The following is a 23,098-nucleotide window of genomic DNA, read 5'->3' as shown; positions in this document are numbered from 1 at the left end:
AATAGCCTCATGCCCTACCATATATAGTGGGTCTTTAGTTTATCCTCAAGTTAGGTCGTTGTGTTCACCGATCAGATTCATGTGAATACCTATTCTATATTGTAGAATAGGCACTCATATAATAGAATTATGATTCTGGTATATTGTTATGGATCAACGTTCACAACGAAAACAACGTGAAGTTGAGGCACGAAGGGGAGAAATCCTGTGTGCCGCGGAACATCTGTTTTCTAAGCATGGCTTTTTTAAAACGAGTATGGCAGAAATTGCCAGTGCGGCTCAGTTTGCGATGGGGACGGTGTATCGAATTTTTAAGAGCAAAGAAGAAATTTATATCTCACTTATGGAAGCCAAGAGTGAGGAGTTGCTTCGGTTGCTAGAAACGCAGATGGTTCAAGCAGACACGGCTCTTGAGAAAATTCGTGCTGTGATTCAGGTGAAATTGGCCTTTGCCGACCGGAATAGAGACTTTTTCCGTATTTATGTGTCTGAATGGAGCGGGTTTGAGTGGACGGTGAAAAGCGCGTTTGGCAATCGTATTTGGAAGTGCTATCTCGCGCAAATTACGTTGGTTGCTGATCTCGTGCGCCAAGGAATACGCCAAGGAGAGTTGCAGCAAGTTGATCCTGAAGCTGTTTCATTAGCCTTTCATGGCATGCTGAATTCAACCATGTATGTATGGGTTTTACAATCGAATCCAAAGGAGTCACTTGAGAGTAAAGGGAAACTCCTTGGGAATTTATTTCTCAATGGTATTGAGAAGCCTTCTAAAAAAAAGTGAGCTGACTATCTTGAGCATACGCATACGACCACTCATATTTTCCGTGTTCGCATTGGCCATGCTGACGGGCTGTAGCGAACAGCAAGCCGCCCAACCGCCTCAGGGGCGTCCACCATCTCCGGTTCGCGTGGCGACAGTCGTGATGCAAGAAGTCCAGCGTTCCGTGTCGCTGGTGGGGTCTGCGAAGCCGTGGCGTCGTAGTTTGGTGGCAAGTGAAGTTGCCGGGTTGGTGCATGCGTTCCCTGTTGAAGAAGGTATGGTGGTGAAGCGAGGTCAGGTGTTGGCTCGGCTTCGTACTGATACGTTGACGATTCGACTTCATTCTGCCGAAGCGTCTCATCATGAAGCTCGCACACGCTATCAACAGGCGAAAAAAGATCTTCGACGTGTGAATGTATTATTTGAAAAAGAACTGGTGACCCAGAAAGAATACGATGATGCGATTACTGAGGAAAGTGCACTGGGACAACGGGTTATCCAGTTGAAGTCGGAGATTCAGCAAGTTCGTGATCAATTACAGAAGTCGCGTATTGTTGCCCCTTTTGACGGATGGATCACTCAAGAGTTCACGGAAGTGGGGCAGTGGGTGTCTGCAGGAGGACAAGTCGTCGAGATCGTCGATATGTCTCGTGTGCAACTCGAAGTGCCACTCCCTGAGCGATATATCAAAGATGTGAAGGTCAATGACCCTGTTTCGGCGGTGTTTGATGGCCTGCCAGATCTTCAAGCCAAAGGACGAGTCTTTTCGGTCGTTGCGCAAGCCGACCAAGCATCACGAACCTTTCCGATTAACGTGGAGCTACCCAACGCAGACTTGTCTGTCAAAAGTGGAATGGTTGCTCGTGTAACCTTACAGGTGGGGGCGGCCTATGATGCGCTCGTCATCCCGAAAGATGCGTTAGTATTACGAGGTGGCCGAGAGTTTATTTATCTCGTCAACGATGGACAAGTCTCACAGATTCCTGTGAATCCCATACTTCATTTGGATGAGGTTGTCCAAGTGGCTGGCGATCTTGAACCTGGAATGACGGTGGTCGTGGAAGGGAATGAACGTCTGCTTCCCGGGCAAGCCGTTCGTATATTGGAAGCCGAAGGGTAATCCATGCCGTTAGTGCAATTTGCTATCCGTAATCCTGTGACCACGACTGTGGGTGTGCTGCTCATTGTCCTGTTTGGCGTGGTGGCTCTCTATCAGTTGCCGGTGCAATTGACTCCCGATGTCAGTAAGACGGAAATCACGATCGATACCACCTGGCAAGGTGCAAGTCCCAATGAAGTCGAACGCGAAATTATTGATGAGCAAGAGGAACAGCTGAAGGGAGTTGAAGGATTAGAGAAAATGTTTTCGGAGAGTTCTAACGGAAGCGGCAAGGTGATCTTGCGGTTTCCAGCAGGAACCAACATTGATAGCTCGCTTCTACGTGCCTCGAATCGATTGAACCAGGTCAAAGAATATCCGTTTGAAGTTGATGAGCCTGTGATTAGCAGTGCCGATACGGCTGGGGCTGCGATTGGGTGGTTTATCTTTCAGACGCGAGAGGGAAACCCGGTCAATATTGATACGATGCGGGATTTTGCAGAAGATATCATTAAGGCTCGCTTAGAACGAATTCCAGGGGTGGCTTCTTCAAATGTCTTTGGAGGACGAGAACGCGAAGTTCAAGTACGTGTTGACCCGCATAAGCTGGCGGCCCGCTCCTTAACCATGATGGATTTGTCCGAAGCGTTAGATGCCGAAAATCGTGATTTTAGTGCAGGTGACTTTGATGAAGGCAAACGGAGATACGTGGTTCGAACCGTGGGTGAATATCAGAGTCCGGAAGATATTGAAGATGTTCTTATCACCAGAAGAAACGGGAAGCCGGTCTATGTGCGAGATGTTGCGACCGCTCGAGTCGATTATAAGAATGCGACTCATGTTGTTCGTCAGTCAGGAAAGCCGTGTATTGCGGTCAATGTTATAGCCGAAACCGGAGCGAATGTTCTTGACACCATGGTTGGGCTTCGTCAAGCCGTCAAGGACCTGAATGAAGGCTTATTAAAGCCGCGCGGCCTGAAGCTTTATCAGGTCTATGATGAAACGGACTATATCTACAGTTCACTTGATCTCGTTAAGCAAAACTTGGTGGTTGGCAGTCTCCTGGCCATTACCATTTTATTCTTGTTCCTCCGCACCGGCAGTACCACGTTAGTGATTGGGCTGGCCATTCCCATCAGCATTATGGGGACTTTTATCACGCTGTGGTTGCTAGACCGGAATCTGAATGTGATTAGCTTAGCGGGGATGACGTTTGCGGCAGGCATGTTGGTTGATAATTCTATTGTGGTACTTGAGAATATCTATCGTCATCGAGAAAAGGGAAAGGCGCTAATTCGTGCAGCCTATGACGGGACGGTTGAAGTATGGGGGGCGGTCCTGGCGAGTACGTTGACGACCATTGCCGTGTTTATTCCTATCGTGTTTGTCCAAGAGCAAGCCGGTGAACTGTTTCAGGATATTGCGATTGCCATTAGTGCAGGGGTCGGGTTGAGTTTGTTGGTTTCCATCAGTGTTATCCCCAGTCTTTCGGCACGAATTCTGACAACAACGAGAGAGAGGGACTCAAGCGTCTCGGGATCACGATCATCTGTTCGACGGGGAGTGGACGGGGTATTAGAGAAAAGCGATCAATTTGTCGAACGACTGGGGTTCAGTTCTGAACGGGTGGCCAACTTTGTCTATTGGCTGTGCAGTGATCGCCGCCGGCGGTTGGTGACGGTTGTGGGGTTGATGATGTTCGCAATAGGGATAACGATGGTGTTTCTTCCGAAAGCAGAGTACCTCCCGAATGGAAATCGAAATTTGATCCTTGGAATTCTCTTGCCGCCGCCGGGGTACAACACGGAAGAGTTTTTAAACATGGGTGAGACCATTGAAGCCGTGTTGCGTCCGTATTGGGATGTGACCCCTGGTACACCGGCCGATGCCGCACTTGATGGTCCCAGCATTCGAAATTTTTTCTATGTGGCGACAGGTCGGTCCGTGTTTATGGGAGGGCGAACGAATCAAGATGAACGGGTGACCGAGCTCATTCCGCTTTTTCGTCGAGCAACCGCTGACTTGCCGGGAGTTATCAGCATTGTCACGCAACGAAATCTTTTTCAGCGGGGATTAGGGGAAGGGCGGAATATCGATATTGAAATTACCGGACCGGAAATGGAAACCCTGCTGGCCCTAGGGGGACAGGTTTTCGGTCAGGCGAAACAATTGCTTCCGAGTGCGCAAATTCGTCCTATCCCGAGTCTGGATTTAGGTAGCCCTGAAGTCCATGTTCGAGTAAAGCGTGAGCGTGCAGCAGATGTTCAAATGACGAATCGAGAGTTAGGGTTTACCGTCAATGCCTTGGTTGATGGAGCGAAGTCAAGTGATTATCAATTTGAAGGTGATGAGATTGATCTGACAGTGCGTGGAGAAGATCAATATGCGAATCGTACACAAAACCTTGAATCGATTCCCATCTATACGCGAGGGGGAAAGCTCACGACGTTGGGGGCGATTGCACATATCGATTTTGTAGCCGGCCCTGAACAGATTAATCACATTGAGCGAGAACGGTCGATCGTCATTCAAGTCATTCCACCCTCAGAAATGCCTCTGGAAACGGCCATGTCTCTGATTCGTAATAAAATACTTCTGCCATTGAATGACAGCGGGCAATTGGGGCGGCTCTATAACATTCATTTGTCGGGAACGGCCGATGATTTGACCAAAACCTATAATGCCTTGAAGTGGAACTTTTTGTTAGCTCTTTTGATTACCTATCTGCTCATGGCAGCATTGTTTGAAAGTTTTCTGTATCCCTTTGTGATAATTTTCAGTGTCCCGTTGGCGGCAGCCGGCGGGTTTGTTGGGTTGTTTCTGGTGAACCTGTTTGTGGCGCATCAACCGCTTGATGTGCTGACGATGCTTGGCTTTATTATTTTGATTGGCGTGGTGGTCAATAATGCTATTCTCGTTGTTCACCAAACGTTGAATTTCATGAATCCCCGTGATGCGGAAGACCATGAACAGTTTGAGTCTGAAACGATCTCTGCGTTGCCGCTGCATGAAGCCATTCGGGAATCCGTTCGATCCCGTGTTCGTCCCATCATGATGAGCATGTTAACAACGACGTTTGGGTTACTTCCTCTGGTATTATCTTCAGGTGCTGGCTCAGAACTGTATAGAGGTATTGGGAGTGTGGTCTTAGGCGGTCTGGTCATGTCTACGATGTTTACGCTGTTGGTTGTGCCGGCGTTATTTAGTATCGTGATGGAATGGAAGCAGAAGCGGGAGCAGCAAGTCGCGACGACACTTGTTCCAGAAGCGAGCAAGATGTAAGCATGTTGCGTATATTCAATCGATTGCAAATAACAAGAGAATTTTCTATGAATTGGAATGGGTGCGGTCGACGTCAGCGAAAATGTGGTACGTGGGGATGTTGGAGCATAGTCTTTGCGTTGGGACTTCTAGGGGGAGGTATGCATGGCGCATTCGCGGCTTCGGAGAAGCCCTCTAAAGATCTTTCCAATAATAGTGGCCCGACGCTTCGGTTGAGCTTACGGGAAGCGATGAACGCCGCCGTCGATAAAAATCCAACGGTTCAATTAATTAAAGAACAAATCACGCAAGCCGAGCATGTGGCTGATACACGATTGGGCGCGTTGCTTCCCAATATTTCCGGTCGTCTCAGTGGCGCGCGGCGACGATTTTTCTTTGGATCGTTCGGTGGAAGCCCGTCAGTTTCCAAACCGACGGATTTCTACGAAGCTCGGGCTGCGCTGACGCAGAACATTTTTAGTCTAAGCTTAATTCAACGTTGGCGTGCCGCTCGTACGGGGATTGAAGTCGCGAATTTAGATTCTGAGGTGAGTGAACGTGATACAATGGCGACGGCAGGCCTCGTGTATCTTGAGGCCCTTCGCGCACAGAAAGCTGTGCAGGCGAGGCAGGCCGATGTCAAATTAAATATCGAGCTTCTCCGTCTAGCGACAGAGCGAAAATCTGCAGGGATGGCCACAAGTTTAGACGTCACCCGAGCGCGTGTCCAATTGGAAAACGAACGTCAACGGCTTCTTGTCGCGCGCAATGACTATAATCGAGCACGACTCAATCTCATTCGTGCGATTGGGCTCTCGTTCGATGTGCAACTTGTGCTGACGGATGAATTGGAATTAGTGCCAGTGCCAAAACAAAATGCCCAAGATGCGTTACGTGTTGCACATGAAAACCGAATTGAACTTGTGGCGCAAAAACGTCGAGAGCGGTTGGCGTCACTGACGTTGAGTTCAGTGGTGAGCGAGAGGATTCCGAGCTTAGAGGCTTCTGGCGATGTGGGCTTAATTGGCAATCAAGTTCCGAATGCGCTGACTACGGATAATGTTCAGGTCTTAATGACCGTGCCGATTTTTGACGGTGGCCAGCGAGAAGGACGTATCTCTGAAAATCGAAGCCTCGTTCGTCAGGAGTCAATCCGAACGCAAGATCTAAACTACCAAGTTACATTGGAGGTTCGTGATGCCTTGCTCACAATAGAGTCTGCAGAAAAACAAGTCGAAGTAGCGCAGCTTGGCTTGAAGTTGTCGTTGAAAGAACTTGAACTTGCCAGCGAACGTTTTGCTGTAGGCGTGGCGACGAATATTGAAGTGACCAATGCTCAGACGTCTGTGGCGCAAGCTCGAGACAATCTCATTGAAGGGTTGTTTACGTTCAATGCGGCTCGTGTCAATTTGGCTCGAGCACAAGGCCGTTTACACGCCTTGTAGTCCAGGGCACCTCTAGAAACGATCCTTTTTCGCGATTGCGGCGTCAGCTGCGTGCTCAAATCCTCATGTCTTGGCTACCTACGATCAAAATATCAAGAGCTCGCTTCCCTCACGTAATGGAGGGTTCATAAGTGTCGTGAGGGGTGTTCCACTATCGTAGCCAATACTCAGGGCCGTGGCCTTGGGCACGGTGGGCCAGAGGGCAGACGGTACGGCCATCTTTCCGTTGTTGGGATGGATTTTCCTTGCCGCGAGAACGATCGCAGGTGCCCAAGTGCCGAGCGCGGCTTCCTTGCACTCACGAAAAAAAACTGGTTTTTAGAGGTACCCACTATTCTATCTATCGATTTCCATAAGGTATTCAACATGTCGACTCCTCAAATGAAACAAGAAATTCGTGTGGCCGCGAGCAAACGACGAACCTTTGCCATTATTAGCCACCCTGATGCCGGAAAGACGACGCTTACCGAAAAGCTCTTGCTCTATTCCGGAATGCTTCGAACCGCCGGCATGGTCGGTGCGAGGAAAAACGGTAAGTTAGCAGCTTCGGATTGGATGGAAATGGAGCAAGAACGTGGTATTTCCATCACCGCGTCAGCCATGCAGTTCCCGTATAAAAATACGATCATTAATGTGCTTGATACGCCTGGTCATCAGGATTTTTGCGAAGACACCTATCGCACACTCACGGCTGCCGACAGTGCCATTATGGTGATTGATGCGGCCAAAGGTGTGGAAACCCAAACACGAAAGTTATTTGAAGTCTGTCGACTGCGCAAAATTCCGGTATTGACATTTATTAATAAAATGGACTTGCCCGGTCGCCCTCCCTTGGATCTCTTGTCTGAAGTTGAAGAGGTGTTAGGCATTCACGCCAGTGCCATGAATTGGCCGGTCGGATCGGGAAGCGAATTCTTGGGAGTCGTGGAACGTGAAAAACGACGAATGTTGCGATATACCAAAATGGCGTCGGCAGGTGCGGCGAAGCCAATGGTCACGGAAATCGGATTAGATGACTCTGGGTATGTTGAGCAGATTCCCCAACATCTTCGTGAAGAGCTTGAACATGATCTTGAGCTGTTGGATGTTGCAGGAAATCCATTTTCTCGTGAAGAGTTTCAAGCAGGGAATGTGACTCCCGCGTTTTTTGGGTCAGCATTAACCAACTTTGGCGTCGAAGTGTTTTTTGATGCGTTTATCGACTTTGCTCCTTCAGCTGAAGCCCGTTCGGCAGATGCCAATGATGGGACCGAAATCAGCATCGATCCGGTTGAGATGCCGTTCAGTGCCTATGTGTTTAAATTGCAAGCCAATATGAATCCCCGCCATCGTGATAGTACAGCATTTCTTCGAGTCTGCTCGGGACGATTTGAGCGTGATATGGTGGTGAAACATCATCGTGTCAAAAGTGAAGTGAGACTCTCTCGTCCACACAGTATGGTTGCGAAAGACCGGAATACCTTAGACGTTGCGTATCCGGGTGATGTGATTGGTATTATTAATCCAGGCGTCTTTCAAATTGGTGACACGATTTCATTAACGGATGGGTTTAACTATAAACCGCTTCCGCAATTTCAATCGGAAGTCTTTGCCCGTGTTCGACCGACGGATACTACAAAACGAAAAGCCTTTGATAAAGGCATCGAGCAATTGGCGTTGGAAGGCGCGATTCAGATTTTTAAAAGTTTAGATGGACTCGAGTTTTTTGTGGGTGCTGTTGGAAAACTACAGTTTGATGTGTTGGTGTTCCGGTTACGGAGTGAATATCGCGTTGAGACACAACTAGATATCTTGGCGTACGAATCCAGCGCATGGCTTGAAGGCGATGTGAAAACCTTTAAGGCACCGTCGGATGCCTTAGTGGTGACAGATCAACGTGAACGCCCCGTCGTGCTGTTTCGCTCACCTTGGTCAAAAAACTTTGCTAGCGAGCGTAATCCAGACCATCGTCTGCTTGAAATGGGGTGAGCACATTGATAGGGAGTATGCGAATATGATGCGCCGTGTGTTGGTACTCATCGTTTGTTTGTGGTGTTTTTTAGGAGCTGGATGCTATGGAGATTATGTTGGGGAATCGATGAATGAAAATGGGAATCCGTGTGAGACCTATGAATATCGGAATGGTCCCCAAGTTACTCGATGTGACCAGAGTAATCAAAATCCCCCTTTTCGTCGCTAGGGTATCTGTCTAGAAGCAAGATATTCAAAACGAATAGATTTCCAGGTTGAGTGCCTATTCAACCTGTTCGTGACATCCTTCGTTCTTTCACTTTGGTTCTTCTCAAATCCACCCGTTCTATAACTGAGGGCTTATTCAAGGCAGGTATTAGATTTAATGAGTTATTGGACAGTTGAATGTCCAGTAATCCTTGGAGTCTCTTGGAGATAAGAAATTCCGTGATAATCTAAAAAGTTTTTTCAGCTTCTTGGTGCTTTTGAGTCGGCCTTTTGGTGCATCATTACCGAATAATAATTTCAACTCGACGATTCAAGGGTTCGCTGACTCCGTCAGGGGTCTTGACGATAGGGTTATTTTCTCCGTGGCTGGTGACTTCGATGCGTTGCGGGTTGATGCCTGTCGCAACAAAGGTATCAAAAACGCTGGTTGCTCGACGTAACGATAGTTGGTAATTGTATTTGTCGGAGCCGGCGCGATCAGAATGACCGATAATGCTGATGTCAGGAGATGTGCGTTCTGCGATGACCGAAAATATTTCCGGTAGGAGTAGTTGTGATGCTTGGGAAAGTTTTGTGTCATTTTCAAAGTGAAGTGTGTAGGAGACCGGGTCTTCTGGCTTGGCTTGCAACGCATCTTTAAACGCGTCGAGAATATCTTCTTCGCTCAAGATGAATGGTTCGGGGAGAACCTGGTCGGCATTTCCAATGCTGATCGCTTCTCCGACTTTGTCAAGTTTTTGGCTTCCTTGCTCATTGGAAACTTGAATGCTGCCGACTGTGCCATCTGGGCTTTCAAGCAACGCGACCAAACTTTTGGGTAACGTGATGTTGAGTGTGATCGTCTCCTGCTGCGAGGAATTTCCGTCACTGACTAAAAAGGTCAGTGAGGATTTTCCAACTTGATCTACTGTTGGGGTGAAGATAAAGAGTCCAGCCTTTTCGTCCATACGGCTGTTCTCTGGTAACGGTCGTTTAATGACCTCAAATGTTAACGTATCCCCTTCTGGATCTATGGCGCGAAGGGTAATATGTAATGTTTCTCCTACCGCAACCGTACGATCTCCAACAGGCGTGAGTTTCGGCGGCTGGTTTGGTAAGACATTGATGGCTGTTGCCGGTTTGCTTTGTGCGCTATTGACGATCTGGATACTTGAGATCTGATCGTTTTCGTGAAGCGGGGAGAGGTTGCTGGCTTGCCATTGCCCCTGCTCGTCAGCCTGGATTTGCGTATCGAGGGGGATGCCATTTTTTAGCAGTTGAATACTTGCTGAGGAATCGGCTGACCCAGCGACAATTGTATCGCCAGCCTTAAGTGGAGAGATGACGATGGGGGGGCGAGGCTTTACCGTGACTTGCACGGGAGCCGACTGAATATCGTACCGGCGAGCGTAAATCGTTGCCGTCCCAGACTCTATCCCTGTGACGACTCCATCAGCGTCAATCGTGGCTACGGTGGGAGGGGTACTCTCCCACGTGACTTTTGGCATGGGTGTTTCCGTTCTGCCGTTAGAGAAAAGGCCGGATGCCGTGAAGTGTTGTGACTGGCCTAACTCCAAGGTGGTCGCAGTTTCGGGGTCGGGGGTGAGCGCGATTTGCGTGAGTATCGCCGGTGCGACGAGGGCTGACGGTGAGGCGTCACTCTGGATGTGTTTCACGAGCTGTGAGCTGCTGACGTGATCATGTTCGTTGAGAGGAGAGAGCGTATCAGCTTGCCACTGGCCTTCGGCGTCAGCGAGGACTTGCGTGTGAAGCGGAACTCCATTCACCATGATTTTGATGCTGGCTGATGGCGTGGCCATCCCGGACACGAGCGTATCCCCAGCTTTGAGTGACGACGATATGATCGGCGGGCGAGGTTTGACTCTCACGTGAACCTGAGCGGATTGGATGCCTTCGCGCATAGCTTGAACGGTTGTCGTTCCAGCTTCTAACCCGGTGACGATTCCGTCGGCATCGATGGTCGCTATCCCTGGAGGGTCTGTCTCCCAGGTGAGCATCGACATAGGGGACACGGTTCTGCCATTAGAAAAAATTCCGGATGCCGTGAAGCGTTGTGATTGACCGAGTTCCAAGGTCGTTACGGTTGTGGAACCGGGATCGAGGGTGATGTGAGTGAGGACAGCAGGGGCAACAACGACTGATGTCGAGGAGGCACTTTCGATATGCTTCACGACTTGAGAGCTGGTGACGCGATCATCTTCGTTGAGAGGAGAGAGGGTAGGAGCTTGCCACTGCCCCTCGGCGTCAGCAAGGACTTGCGTATGAAGTGGGACTCCATTCACCATGACTTTGATGTGAGCTGAAGGTTCGGCTATCCCAAGCACGAGCGTGTCACCGGTGTTGAGTGAAGCCGATATGACGGGTGGGCGGGGTTTGACCGTCACGTGAACCTGAGCGGATTGGATGCCTTCGTGCGTCGCTTGAATGGTTGTGGTTCCGACTCCTCGTCCATTAACGACTCCGTTAGGGGCGATTGTGGCGACTGTTGGTTGGGTCGTTGTCCAGGTAACTTCAGGTAGCGTGTCTTTCGTCTTGCCATTTGAGAACATCCCTGTTACGGAAAATGGGAATGTTTGCCCCTGTTCAATTGTTGTCGATAGGACAGGGTGAATTGTCATTTCTGACAGTCTAACTTTTTGTACGCTGATTGGTGCAGATCTCACGCTTATTCGTCTATTGACGGTTTGGGTAGCGGTGAGTACCTGTTCTTTTTCTAATGCTGGAATGGTCAGTTCATACGTTCCTTCAGGTGAAACGATCCCCTTGGCGATTGGAAGTCCTTTATGCCAAATGTTGACGTGTGCATATGGGATCCCTGTCCCTGAGACCGTTGTTCCATGCTCCCATATCGTTGGGTTCACCCATGGAGCTGGAAGAGGTTTGGGGGGAGCTGCACAGCTTGACACAAGAAACAGAAGAATCAGCATTCTTCCCATACACTGACGAAACCCACGTATCTTTGTTGTTGAACGAATAGCCATATTGTGAAAACGAGTTGAGATGCTGGTTAGCCCAACAGACCTACCCTTCCTGGTTTGCATGGTCTTCTTCATGGTCTATGCGAATGACGAGTCGTGTTCCTCTAATTCCGACTGTTGCCGTTGGTGTTTTGATCGAAACAGATTCAGGCGAGAGCTTGGCTATAATTCCGGAGAGGTACACCAGTGTGCCTCTGATCATTTCGGTCACAAGCGAGTATTCTTCTTGTTGCGGATTAAAGATGAATTCCCTGACCGTAAGGTGGCTCTTGGGGCCAAGAGAAAGTCTGGTATTGTCTTTCAATGTGACGCCTAATGATCCGGTCTCGTCTGTTTCAAGGGCATCGTGTTGGAAGATGGTATCGCCAACCTGGCATGGAATTCTGGCGTCTCCTCTGATGATGAACGCGTGGTCATTCACCGTCTTCACGGTGCCAATCGCGTTCGGTTCTGCCCAGGTTTTTGAGGGGTGAATGAACAATCCAACAAGCAGAATGCCCGTGAGGATGTATATTCGATTACGTGTCGTGTTGGCAATCACTACGGTTCCCCTTTCTATGCCAGACAAAGAAAAGGATGAGGTGTATGCTCACTGAAAGTACGGACACATCATGCCGTCTTCATGTTCCTTTTTTTATGAATCGTGACTGGGTGATTATGATACAACATTTTATCGAAAACAACACGCATGCTCATTTTTTGATGTGGCCCGCGAATTTGCCTATGTTCTTGCTTCGCGGCGGCATCCGTTTACTTAAGCGCTGATATGAAATTACCCGTCCAGTCTTTGGGTGGTGGGTTTTGTTGGTAGTGGAGAAGCCGTTCGCTATACAGCGTGTGGAGTGGCAGAGGCATATGAGGATTATGTTCAAGATCCAATAAAATCCGATGAACTCGGCTCCATTCTTGGTTTCGAAAGGCCGCTAACATCTCTGTATGTAAGTGGAGCAAGGCTTGAAACCGAGGATCTATGTGCAGCAGATCGTCTCCGATCACGGTATAGGTCCTGGCAGCTTCTTTTTTCCCTTTTAATGTCAAGACGTCAATCTCAAGGATCGCCATACGTGTTCGAACGAGTTCGGCCGTGTCTGGGCCAACCACAATTCCAAGATCATAGGATTTTGACAGTCCTTCTAGGCGAGAGGCGATATTCACGGTATCGCCAAGAACCGAGTAGTCGAATCGTTGTTCGGAGCCGACATTGCCAACGACGCACGGGCCAGTGTTAATGCCGATTCCGACTTTGATTGGTGAAAATGAATAGCCGACATGTGCCGATTCATTGATTCGTGTTTGATTGAATATCTCTAATTGATGAAGGATGTCCAATGCGGCTTTGCACGCATGTACGGCATGGTGGGGATCATCAAGCGGGGCATTCCAAAACGCCATGATGCCATCACCCAGGTACTTGTCGATTGTGCCATGGTGAGAAAGAATCGACTCCGTCAGCGGGGTGAGCAGTTGGTTGATCAGTTGAGTTAATCCTTGTGGGTCTGATTGATATTGTTCGGAAATGCTCGTGAAGTCACGGACATCACAGAACAACACGGTCATGGTTTTGGTTTCGCCTCCAAGTTGAACCTGTCCTGCATTGTGTGACAACTGTTCCACCAGCGCAGGTGAGACATACCGGCTGAATGTGTTTCGAATTTGTCGACGGGAATATTCTTCGCGGACATAGTTGAGGTAGCTTAAAAGACTATAGAGTCCGAGGATTCCCACAGCTCCATAGGACACATCAAGCAACATGCCATACGTCACATACCAATACCATGAGGTGGCAATCATTCCAACGGTGATGCAGGTTCCCAATAGCAGTGTTTGCAGCGCACCGAAGAACGGAACGAGAAAAATGATGAACAGCCCCAATAGGAGGATGATAATCAGTTCTTGTGTCAACGCGGTATTTGAGCGGGTTAAGAATGATTGCGTGAGCAACATATCGAGAATTTGAGCGTGGATTTCGACTCCAGGTAATGTGCCTTCGATTGGTGTCACCTTGTTATCGCCTAACCCAGCTGCGGATGAGCCGATCAGTACCAATTGCCCGGCCAATTTTTCAGGAGGTATGGCGTTGGTCAAGATGTCCATAGCCGAGATATAGCGTCCTGGATTGCGTGTAGAAAAATGAATCCACATTCGGCCGATGTTGTCAGTCGGGATTTGAGTCTGTGCCACTGCCACGTTTCGAATGCCAGCAACATCAGTACTGACTGAGATTGTGGATTCGTGTGTGGCCACCCGAAGGAGTTCAAGGCTGAGGGTGGGAAGAATGTTTGGTCCCAGGCGTAGCAACATTGGCACTCTTCGTACGACACCATCGGGTTCTGGGTTGAGCGTAATGACTCCATGCCCTGCTGCTGCGGACTCTAATTCAGGGATGTTGCGAAGCAATCCTGCATACGAGAAAAGATAAGGCTTGGGATCCATGCCGATCTCGACTAATGTGGGTGTTCTGGGTGGGAAATCATGATTGACTGGACTTTCCTTGGATAATGCTGTTTGTGAAAGGACAATCTGCTTCTGCCTGATGGCCTGAGCGAGGATGGAATCGTTGTCTGGTAAATTCAATACATGTTCTCTTGCTTGATTATTGAGACCGTCAAGCGTCGCGACAATTCCCTTTGGCGATAATCGGTCTGGTTCGGCAAAGATGATATCAAAGCCGACAGCTTTGACTTCGGCACGGAAGAGGTTCGTGATTAATTGAGCGATCATCGTCCGTGGCCATGGCCACTGACCGTATTTCGCCAGGCTTTTCTCATCCAGGTCGATGATCAATACCTGATCGTCTGTTGAAAGTCGAGGTTGAATTTTTTGAAAATAATCAAATACTTGAAGGCGGAGAGCTTTGACGGGAATCGGGTCCCATATCCGTATAATCAGTAAGATTGTAAGAATCACAAGTCCCATAGAGCGGGGTCGCATGAGAAAACTCGCAAATGAATTCATGGCTCTATTCCTGCTGTCGCTCGTTGGCGGTTCGTCTCTTTTTGGGAAACGAGGTGCTGGTGAATAACCTAGATGGCATAGAACGAGAATGCGAAAAGCCTGAAGAGTCACTTCAGGCTTTTGTATGCATGTATTCCCTCAAGATGTTGGTCAAATTCCAAGAATCTAACGGGGAGGGCACCTGAACACGTCGTTGTAGCCTGTCTAAGGGTTGTTATAGGCATTATTGACGTTTTCATGTCTACTGACAAGTACAAGAGTTCCCATATTTTTACATGACTTTTTTGTTTCCGTGATCTTGACCGACCCTGTGTGTCCTGCGTGTACATCTTGAATTGACTTTTTCTGACTCAGGAGCCATTCGGCTCTGTTTGGAACGATGTGGAGTTGAACCGTCACGGTATAATCTCTAGCAAAAACACTTTAGGGGTGCTACGATCCTTTAAATACACAGGATGTACAGGTAGAGAAGGAATGGCTATGAGTGATTGTGGTCAGAATTCGGACGAACTGTCCAAGAGTGCCAGTCTACATATTCAATTACGACTGGACCGTCGAGATCGTGAGTTAGATGCTGCCCGTCGGATTAGCGAAGCGCTCTTTCAACGTCTTCGTCTCGAAGACGTCTTAGAGCAAGCTCTGCGTATTGCCTTGGATGTCGTTGAGGCAGAAGCTGGGTGTATTCTTTTTGCGAATCCAGAAGCACAAGAATTGGAGTTTATTCATGCCATTGGCGAAAAATCTCCACCGATTGGCACGACGTTTTCTTGGGATGAGGGGATTGCTGGGGTTGCGTTCCAGCGTGCCGAAGCCATTGTGGTTGACGATGTACAACAGGATCAACGTCATTTTATGAGGATTGATCAAACGTTTGGACAAGTCACTCAGGATTTAATCGCGTTGCCGTTAAAGCGCTGGGAAGGTCCCCCTATTGGCGTACTTGAAGTCATGAATAAACAGGTCGGACGACTTGATCGTGATGATGTGGCGATCTTGACCATCATTTCTGCGTTTACGGCGATTTCGATTGAGGAAGCACGTTTATTTGAACAAGTGAAATTGAGTGAGGTGGCGCATGTGTTGGGAGACATCAGTCATGATATCAAAAATATGATGATGCCCATTACCTATGGCGCGTGGATTCTCGAAAAGAAGCTCGATGATCTCTTGAGTCATGTTGCACCACATGAGGTAGAGCATGTGAAGGTCAGTCAGGAGTCGAGCGAAAAAGTTCTTTCGATGATTAAGAGTAATGCGCGCCTTATTCAAGATCGTGTCAAAGAAATAGCGGATACAGTAAAAGGACTAAGCTGTCCTCCTCAATTCAACACGTGTCGGATTCTCGATATTGTGACCACAGTACTAGAGACCTTGCGCCCCCTGGCTGAGGACCGTGGCATTTTGATTCAGCAGGAAAATTTGAGTACGTTACCAGTCATTCAGGCTGATGAACGTCGCTTGTTTAATGCGTTCTACAATCTGATTAATAATGCGCTTGATGAAGTTCCGGAGGGGGGAGCTATTACCATCGCGGGTTCGTGTGAGTCAGATGCGCAAACCCTGTGTCTTTCAGTTGCCGATACTGGCCCTGGCATGTCCCCAGAAGTTCGTGAGAGTCTCTTTACCAATCGAACGATCAGTCGAAAGGTCGGAGGGACTGGTCTCGGAACAAAAATCATAAAAGATGTTGTTGATGCACATGGAGGTCAGATTCGCGTTGATAGTCATATTGGTCTGGGTACCACATTTTACATCCGTCTCCCGCTCATTCAGCCGACGACTCGACCCCGCTAACTATCCTGCCAATCATTATCCCAGTACTCGATGAATTGTCTGAGCCAATTCATGGCTCAAGATCGGCTTCATCAAAAATGCTCGAATTCCCAATGCTGTCGCCTTTTCAGGAGTCATGGTGTAGCTGAAGCCAGTACACAGAATGATGGGAAGTTCTGGACGGATGCTGAGTAATTCGCGAGCCAACGCATCGCCAGTTAAATGTGGCATGGTTTGATCCGTAATCACGACATCAAAATGAAATGGATCATGGCGAAAGACGCGTAAGGCTTCAAGGCTATTTGTCCGAACCACAGCTTCATACCCCAGTTGCTGTAACATTTTTTGTCCGAGTTGGGTGAGTGGTTCTTCATCGTCCACGAACAGAATGCATCCCTGTTTGTGATACGTTGGCAGACTCTCTTGAGTTTCACATTCGATGACGGCATCGGTGCGAGGTAAAAAGATATCAAATCTCGTTCCCATGCCAAGTGTACTGTCTACCGTGATGGCGCCTTCATGATTGGCGATAATGCCATGAACGACAGAGAGTCCCATTCCCGTTCCTTCGCCTAAACGCTTTGTGGTGAAGAATGGCTCAAAAATTCGATTTTGAATGTTTGGAGGAATACCGTTTCCCGTATCACTGATGGAGAGGCGGACGTACGAACCTGGTTTAAGCTCAGGGGGGATGGATTCCTGTGGTCTTGAGACTTCCACCTGATCAAGTGAGACCTTCAGCATGCCGCCGTTCTCACGCATCGCATGTTCTGCATTCGTACAAAGATTCATTAAGACTTGATGGATTTGTGTTGGATCGGCCAGAACAACACCTGATGTTGGTGAAAGGTTTTGTTGAATGGTGATTGTTGAGGGAAGGGTCGCTCGTAAAAGGTCAAGAGCTTCTTTGACGACTAAATGTAGTTCAGTTGGAATCCGTTCCTGGTCAACTTGGCGACTGAAGGTCAAGATATGGGCCACTAATTCCTTGGCTCGATTGCCAGCTTTTAAGACTTGTTGTAAATTTTGATACACATCTCCGTTTGGGAAAATCTTGATCAGTGCGAGTTCTGTGTACCCGAGGATAGCTCCAAGAATATTATTGAAATCGTGGGCAATGCCAGCTGATAAGGTGCCGAGAGCTTCCATTTTCTGCAGTTGGTGAAGTTTTTGCTCCGTCTGTCGAAACGCGTCTTCCGCACGCTTGCGGTCAGTAATGTCGAGGACAATGGCCATGAAGACTGGACGGGACGCTGACGTTGAACGTTCGAGGTACACTTCGACTGGGTACAATGTCCCGTTTTTCCGGCGATGAATTGTGGTGAACTGAATGCGTTTTTCTTCACCGGTTCGGATTGGGGTCAGGAGTTTTTCAAACGAATCGAGCGAAAATTCAACCATAAGATCTAAGGGCGTGAGGCAAGACAATTCTTCACTTGCATACCCAAGGTTTTTTCGTGCACCGGAATTTACTTCGATAAACTCCAACGTGTCGAAGTGAAAGACGTAGAGTTCATTGAGCGAAGCTTCCAGCATTCTCAATAACTCTGATTGCCGTGTTTCCCCTTTCTTCCGCTCACTCGTTTCTCGTTCTAATTCGACAAGTTTTTTTTCGAGACGATTGACCAGGCGTTCATTGTAGAGTTGTAGCACCTCTGTTTCTTCCAGTGTAGATGTCCTCCGATCCGCACTCTGTTGTGAGCCGGTATGCATACTATCTGTGACTTCTTTGACGTGGCGTAAGAACTCTTCCGGTTCTGAAGGTTTTCTGATGAAGCGATCTGCGCCTAATGACAGTGCGAACTTTTCGTCTTTCTCGTCAGTATAGGTCGCGGTATAGAAAATGAATGGAATGGATCGTTGGCGAGGGTCTTCTTTAATTTTTCGGCAAAATTGAAACCCATCCATCACTGGCATGAGAATATCTGAAATGATTAACCCACATTCTTGAGCGGAAAGTTTTTCAAGCGCTTCAGCGCCATTGGTCGCGGTTGTTACGTCGTAACCGCTTGTCGTCAACATTTGTTCCAAGAGATAGAGGGACTCTCTCTTGTCATCGACGATGAGAGTTTTCATGGCAATGTGGTTGTCCTTACAAACACCATGTATGCATGTCTATGTTCTGACATCCAAGGTGTATTTACCCAGTCGATGACTGAACACACGGGAAGACTGTATGAATATGTTGATGATGAATGAACGATATGTCTTGCGTGACAGGACCGTGGATAGTAAATGAACGCGAGTTCTCAGGTTGGTTAAATTTTGGTAGAGAACGCGTACGCGTGTGAAGTCGTGTGATGAAAAAAGCAGATGAATTTTTGGGAAATAGAGGGGAATGCATATGGGATTCATGTTTCAATAGATCAAAGAAACGATTGTGAGCAGACAGTCGTATTGCCAGCTATCTATCAACATGTTCACATAAATATGATAATGAAAGACTCACCATACCCCTTTACGCATGATCTCGCAAGGGGTGATGTTCAGCTTTGTGAGAATTTGAATGAACCGCAGGCAGGGTGAAAATTTACGATGGACCGAATAGTTTTCGACTTCTGAATGTGTATGTCGTCTCAATCAGCTCTCATATCCTCTAGCACGCGCACCATCTCATGATGAATCATGCCATTGCTGGCAATGAGGTCTTGTCCATAGATGGAGAAGGGGGCACCTTTGTAGTTGGTGACTTTTCCACCGGCTTCTTCGACGATGAGTTTGCCTGCTGCGGTATCCCATGGGTTGAGTTTCAATTCCCAAAACCCATCGAAGCGACCGCAGGCCACGTAACACAGGTCGAGAGCTGCGGTTCCCGTTCGCCGCATTCCACGCGCACGTAATGAGAATGCGCAAAACTCTTTGAGATTGTTGTCAGCAACCGTATGGACATCATATGCGAAGCCTGTGACAAGCAGCGCATCCCCGAGTTGAGGTGTGGCGGATACGTGGATTGGCGTCTTGTTGAGCCATGCGCCTTTTCCTTTTTGCGCGACGAACAGTTCGTTTCTGGTTGGGTCAAGGACCACGCCTATGTGAACATGTCCTTCGTATTCAACGCCAATCGACACATTGTACATCGGAAAGCCATGCGCGAAATTCGTGGTCCCATCAAGTGGATCGATAATCCACTTGTAAGGACTCTGGTCTTGTGCGTGGAGTCCTTCTTCTTCGGCTAAAATTTGGTGCGATGGAAAGGCGCGATTGATGATCCCAATAATGGCTGTTTCTGATGCGAGATCAGCTTCGGTGACAAGATTAATCTGTGACTTTTTGTGAATCTCAAATCCTTTTTGCGTATAGTCTGTCAAGATGGAGCCACCGAGTTGAGCGGCTTCTATGGCGATCTTAGTGAGGTCTTGGAGTTCACTGTCCGAAATGTGCATATGTGTGTTCCCAGCGGTGATTCACAATACAGGAAGAGAGCATGAATCTAAAGGATTGACGGTATTGATAGAGGACAAGACGTTGTTTGGTAGGAGAAAAAACACGCCGGGAGCAGGGGGCCCCGCCCCCGGCGGTACTACGGAGGGAGGCTGGGTTACTTCTTCTTGGTTTTGGCTTTCGCCTTTGGCTTCGCAGTCGCAGCCTTCTTTTTCGGAGCGGCTTTCTTCTTTGTGGCCAAGGTACTCACCTCCTTTCACTTTCGTTGGCTACGCACGTGACTGCGCGCCGAACCTCACACGGCTTGTGTAAGGGGTTTGGTCTCGCCATCTTGGCGAATGATTGCAAATGTATTTGGTGCAACCTTATGAAAGCGCCGATCTCGTTTGAGCGAGGTGGCTACAGATGTCACGGGTGTTTTTCCACGAATGTGCATGCCGCCTTCGATGAGGCGTTGGCAAATGTCCTTGGCATGCATGGATCGCCTGGCTTCCTTTAAAATCATATGCACCGCATCGGGTACGCTCATCCCTACGTATTTACTACGGCCTAAAAGAATCTCTCGCGATTGGTTCGTGACATCCGTGTCCTGTGGGGGCAATGCTCCCGTTTCATCTGTAATAATCTGGCTCGAGAGGCTCGCCAGTTTCGCCTTGTCCGCTTCGACACGATAGAGAGTTTTCGCCAACTCGATGTATTTCTCAATCGTTGCGATTTCTTCATTGAGCTGCTCCCGTTTTTTTCGTAAGTCCTTAAGCTTAGATTCGTAGGCGCCTATCCGTTGTTCTAATCCGACAGTAATATCCTCAAGTTCGCTCTTTTCCTTACTGCCATCCATCTTAAGGTCCTCTCCATAGTGTATGATTGCTTTTTATCATTGAGTCTAAGCAATGTCAACAAGAATTATTGCAACTAAAATATCAAACTTATTTTACTATGTGAATTAGGAGTGGTGTCTATGAAAGCCTAATAGTTGTGGATGTACTATGATGTTCATTCTGCATTTAGTGTGTCGAGAGATCACTCTAGAACCTTCCAGTAGAGGAACGCCTGGATAATGGGTGCGAAGTCTGTTGAACAAGGGGTGGTCCCTATTAATCGTCGTTGATTGTTCACAGGGTGTGTCTAAATCGTCAAGGTCGTGTTCGCAGGCGAGAAGGCTTTTGCTGTCAGGTAGATCTCGTAGTAAGATGCAGGGGGAATTGCCTTTGCATTCTGTCTGATGTTCTTCTAAGTGATTTTCCTTATTATGTTGCGTAATCCTGTGCAAATTTCACCTGCAAGGAAGCCGATAAATTTACTGGCGATGGACAGGGATGCCATGCGTGCTTGGGTTGCAACGTTAGGTTGGCCATCTTATCGAGCCAAGCAAATTCTTTGCTGGTTGTATCAACAGCGTGTGGCTCATATTACAGACATGACGAATCTTTCGTTGTCAGATCGATCTCGACTCCAGTCGGTGGCGACAATCACACGGGCGACGAATGTGACGATTCGGCAGGCGACAGATGGGACCAAAAAATTTCTTCTGGAATTAGCCGATGGGCTTGAGGTTGAAAGCGTCTTGATTCCTGATAGCGATCGGCTCACCTTATGTGTGTCGACTCAAGTTGGGTGTACCTTAGATTGTGATTTTTGTTTAACGGGAAAAATGGGGCTTAAGCGAAATCTCAAAGCGCATGAAATTGTCAATCAAGTTCTGACGGTTCAAGATCATATCCCACCTGATTCTCGTCTAACATCGTTAGTGTTTATGGGTATGGGCGAGCCGTTGGCCAATATGGAAGAGCTGTCTGATGCGATTAAGCGATTGACCAATGAGGACTGGGGGGTGGGAATGTCTCCTCGGCGTATGACTGTGTCGACTGCGGGGTTAGTGCCTCGGTTACAAGAGGTTGCACCGTTAAAGGTTAATCTTGCTATTTCTTTGAATGCCACGACCAATGTGCAGCGTGATGCGTTAATGCCTGCTATTAACAAGCTTCATCCGCTGTCTCAACTGCTAAAGGCCTGTCGTGAGTACCCATTACAAACCGGTCGGCGCTTAACCTTTGAATATGTTCTGCTTGGAGGCATCAATGATTCGATTGCAGATGCGAAGCGTTTTCCCAAGCTCTTGAATGGGATTCGGTGTAAAATTAATTTGATCCCATTCAATGAATTTCATGGCAGTCCGTATACACGGCCAAGTGATCGTGTCATCGAAGAGTTTCAAATGGTGTTGCGTCGAGCGGGCTTTGATGTTTTTATTCGTAAGAGCCGTGGTCGCGATGTGCTGGGAGCCTGTGGGCAGCTTGGGGATCTACAAGTCTGAAGCCTAATGACGAGTTAACGATAGATCAAGGAGTACAGTGCATGATCAGTCTAGAGTCAGATTTACGTCTGAAGTACGTGGCCTTAAAGCAGGTATTGCGCGATATGGATTCTGCCATCGTGGCATTTTCTGGTGGGATAGACAGTACACTTGTTCTCAAAGTGGCCTATGAGGTCTTGGGAGTTCGTGTGACGGCGGTGACGGCGGTATCACCCACGTTTCCAGCTATTGAACTGGAAGCTGTGCATCGGCTGAGTTCGGAGATTGGCGTCGCTCTTCAAGTGGTTGAAACAGATCAGTTGGAGATCGATGCTTTTGTTCAAAATGACGAAATGCGCTGTTATCACTGCAAAACGGATCTGTATCAATTGCTGGGACAGATCAAGAAGGAGACTGCCCAAGCCATCATTGTTGATGGAACCAATGTCGATGATTTGCAGGATGATCGTCCTGGAATCAAAGCGGCACGAGCTCTTGGTGTGCGTAGTCCACTTGTTGAAGCAGAATTGGGAAAGGCAGATATTCGAGCGTTGGCACACGCGTTAGGATTGTCGAATTGGGATAAGCCTGCAGCAGCCTGTCTTTCTTCGCGTATTCCTCGTGGGACTTTGATTACGCGTGTGGAGCTCTCGCGTGTGGAGCAGGCTGAAGCGCTATTGTTTCGAGAAGGCTTCAGGCATGTGCGCGTACGTGTTCATGAAGGAATGGCAAGAATTGAAACCTCAGAGTCAGAAATGACATTGTTTCAAGATTCAGCACGACGCAATCGAATTGTCGCGGAATGTAAACGATTAGGGTTTCGGTTTGTGACGGTCGACTTGGAAGGATATCGGTCCGGGAGCACCAATGTACTGCAAACGTAAAAATGAAAAGTTTAAAATGTCTAGCTTTCTGAGTTAAAACTCATTGTTCATTTTTAATTTTGCAATTTGAAATGTGTTATGTCCTCTCTGT

At 48.1% G+C, this 23,098-nt stretch carries 14 protein-coding genes; 8 read left to right on the top strand and 6 right to left on the bottom strand.

The window, feature by feature from the left end:
- The first annotated feature begins 148 nt into the window (after positions 1–148).
- The 5 genes from ACWHX8_RS17840 (at position 149) to ACWHX8_RS17820 (ending at position 8,533) form a co-directional block, all read left to right on the top strand.
- Complete coding sequence (locus ACWHX8_RS17840; RefSeq protein ID WP_447969486.1) at positions 149–781, top strand: TetR/AcrR family transcriptional regulator; 633 nt, start codon at positions 149–151, stop codon at positions 779–781.
- A 10-nt stretch (positions 782–791) separates the two neighbouring features.
- Positions 792–1,880, top strand: a complete 1,089-nt coding sequence (locus ACWHX8_RS17835) for an efflux RND transporter periplasmic adaptor subunit (RefSeq protein ID WP_447969485.1) — start codon at positions 792–794, stop codon at positions 1,878–1,880.
- 3 nt (positions 1,881–1,883) lie between these two features.
- Positions 1,884–5,141: an efflux RND transporter permease subunit gene (locus ACWHX8_RS17830; protein ID WP_447969484.1), complete on the top strand. Its 3,258-nt coding sequence runs from the start codon at positions 1,884–1,886 to the stop codon at positions 5,139–5,141.
- A gap of 140 nt (positions 5,142–5,281) precedes the next feature.
- Positions 5,282–6,565 carry a TolC family protein gene (locus ACWHX8_RS17825; protein WP_447969483.1) on the top strand — a complete coding sequence of 428 codons (1,284 nt, stop codon included), beginning with the start codon at positions 5,282–5,284 and terminating at the stop codon, positions 6,563–6,565.
- A gap of 366 nt (positions 6,566–6,931) precedes the next feature.
- A complete protein-coding gene (locus ACWHX8_RS17820; protein WP_447969482.1) occupies positions 6,932–8,533 on the top strand; it encodes a peptide chain release factor 3 in 1,602 nt (533 codons plus the stop codon).
- A 491-nt stretch (positions 8,534–9,024) separates the two neighbouring features.
- Here the strand turns inward: ACWHX8_RS17820 and ACWHX8_RS17815 are convergent, their stop codons facing one another.
- The 3 genes from ACWHX8_RS17815 to ACWHX8_RS17805 form a co-directional block, all read right to left on the bottom strand.
- Positions 9,025–11,784 carry an Ig-like domain-containing protein gene (locus ACWHX8_RS17815; RefSeq protein ID WP_447969481.1) on the bottom strand — a complete coding sequence of 920 codons (2,760 nt, stop codon included), beginning with the start codon at positions 11,782–11,784 and terminating at the stop codon, positions 9,025–9,027.
- On the bottom strand, positions 11,765–12,262 hold the full coding sequence (locus tag ACWHX8_RS17810; RefSeq protein ID WP_447969480.1) for a FecR family protein: 498 nt from the start codon (positions 12,260–12,262) through the stop codon (positions 11,765–11,767). Before ACWHX8_RS17810 ends, ACWHX8_RS17815 begins: the two co-directional genes overlap by 20 nt.
- 209 nt (positions 12,263–12,471) lie before the next feature.
- Positions 12,472–14,676: a CHASE2 domain-containing protein gene (locus ACWHX8_RS17805; protein ID WP_447969479.1), complete on the bottom strand. Its 2,205-nt coding sequence runs from the start codon at positions 14,674–14,676 to the stop codon at positions 12,472–12,474.
- Between the two features lie 480 nt (positions 14,677–15,156).
- Here ACWHX8_RS17805 and ACWHX8_RS17800 point away from each other — a divergent pair, with 480 nt between their 5' ends.
- Entirely contained in the window at positions 15,157–16,470 is a 1,314-nt protein-coding gene (locus tag ACWHX8_RS17800) for a sensor histidine kinase (RefSeq protein WP_447969478.1), read from the top strand.
- A gap of 15 nt (positions 16,471–16,485) precedes the next feature.
- Here the strand turns inward: ACWHX8_RS17800 and ACWHX8_RS17795 are convergent, their stop codons facing one another.
- The 3 genes from ACWHX8_RS17795 to ACWHX8_RS17785 form a co-directional block, all read right to left on the bottom strand.
- A complete protein-coding gene (locus ACWHX8_RS17795; protein WP_447969477.1) occupies positions 16,486–18,525 on the bottom strand; it encodes a response regulator in 2,040 nt (679 codons plus the stop codon).
- A gap of 500 nt (positions 18,526–19,025) precedes the next feature.
- Complete coding sequence (locus ACWHX8_RS17790; RefSeq protein ID WP_447969476.1) at positions 19,026–19,832, bottom strand: inositol monophosphatase family protein; 807 nt, start codon at positions 19,830–19,832, stop codon at positions 19,026–19,028.
- Between the two features lie 293 nt (positions 19,833–20,125).
- Positions 20,126–20,668: an HTH domain-containing protein gene (locus tag ACWHX8_RS17785; protein WP_447969475.1), complete on the bottom strand. Its 543-nt coding sequence runs from the start codon at positions 20,666–20,668 to the stop codon at positions 20,126–20,128.
- A 411-nt stretch (positions 20,669–21,079) separates the two neighbouring features.
- Between ACWHX8_RS17785 and rlmN the strand changes: the two genes are divergently transcribed.
- Together rlmN and larE are read left to right on the top strand one after the other, a co-directional pair.
- Complete coding sequence (gene rlmN, locus ACWHX8_RS17780) at positions 21,080–22,144, top strand: 23S rRNA (adenine(2503)-C(2))-methyltransferase RlmN (protein ID WP_447969474.1); 1,065 nt, start codon at positions 21,080–21,082, stop codon at positions 22,142–22,144.
- 41 nt (positions 22,145–22,185) lie between these two features.
- The gene (larE, locus tag ACWHX8_RS17775; RefSeq protein ID WP_447969473.1) at positions 22,186–23,007 is read left to right on the top strand and encodes an ATP-dependent sacrificial sulfur transferase LarE; all 822 of its coding nucleotides are present in this window, start codon (positions 22,186–22,188) and stop codon (positions 23,005–23,007) included.
- The last annotated feature ends 91 nt before the right edge of the window (positions 23,008–23,098 follow it).

This window comes from Nitrospira sp. M1 (assembly GCF_965152605.1).
The sequence above is the reverse complement of the archived record's forward strand: the minus strand, read 5'-3'. Positions and strand labels throughout refer to the sequence as shown.

What these genes read in the sequence shown, in the direction of transcription:
- ACWHX8_RS17820 (WP_447969482.1), top strand. Translation starts at nt 6,932, where the DNA reads ATGTCGACTCCTCAAATGAAACAAGAAATTCGTGTGGCCGCGAGCAAA.
- ACWHX8_RS17830 (WP_447969484.1), top strand. Translation starts at nt 1,884, where the DNA reads ATGCCGTTAGTGCAATTTGCTATCCGTAATCCTGTGACCACGACTGTG.
- ACWHX8_RS17805 (WP_447969479.1), bottom strand. Translation starts at nt 14,676, where the DNA reads ATGAATTCATTTGCGAGTTTTCTCATGCGACCCCGCTCTATGGGACTT.
- ACWHX8_RS17800 (WP_447969478.1), top strand. Translation starts at nt 15,157, where the DNA reads ATGAGTGATTGTGGTCAGAATTCGGACGAACTGTCCAAGAGTGCCAGT.
- ACWHX8_RS17825 (WP_447969483.1), top strand. Translation starts at nt 5,282, where the DNA reads ATGCATGGCGCATTCGCGGCTTCGGAGAAGCCCTCTAAAGATCTTTCC.
- larE (WP_447969473.1), top strand. Translation starts at nt 22,186, where the DNA reads ATGATCAGTCTAGAGTCAGATTTACGTCTGAAGTACGTGGCCTTAAAG.
- ACWHX8_RS17795 (WP_447969477.1), bottom strand. Translation starts at nt 18,525, where the DNA reads ATGAAAACTCTCATCGTCGATGACAAGAGAGAGTCCCTCTATCTCTTG.
- ACWHX8_RS17815 (WP_447969481.1), bottom strand. Translation starts at nt 11,784, where the DNA reads ATGCAAACCAGGAAGGGTAGGTCTGTTGGGCTAACCAGCATCTCAACT.
- ACWHX8_RS17840 (WP_447969486.1), top strand. Translation starts at nt 149, where the DNA reads ATGGATCAACGTTCACAACGAAAACAACGTGAAGTTGAGGCACGAAGG.
- rlmN (WP_447969474.1), top strand. Translation starts at nt 21,080, where the DNA reads ATGTTGCGTAATCCTGTGCAAATTTCACCTGCAAGGAAGCCGATAAAT.
- ACWHX8_RS17785 (WP_447969475.1), bottom strand. Translation starts at nt 20,668, where the DNA reads ATGGATGGCAGTAAGGAAAAGAGCGAACTTGAGGATATTACTGTCGGA.
- ACWHX8_RS17790 (WP_447969476.1), bottom strand. Translation starts at nt 19,832, where the DNA reads ATGCACATTTCGGACAGTGAACTCCAAGACCTCACTAAGATCGCCATA.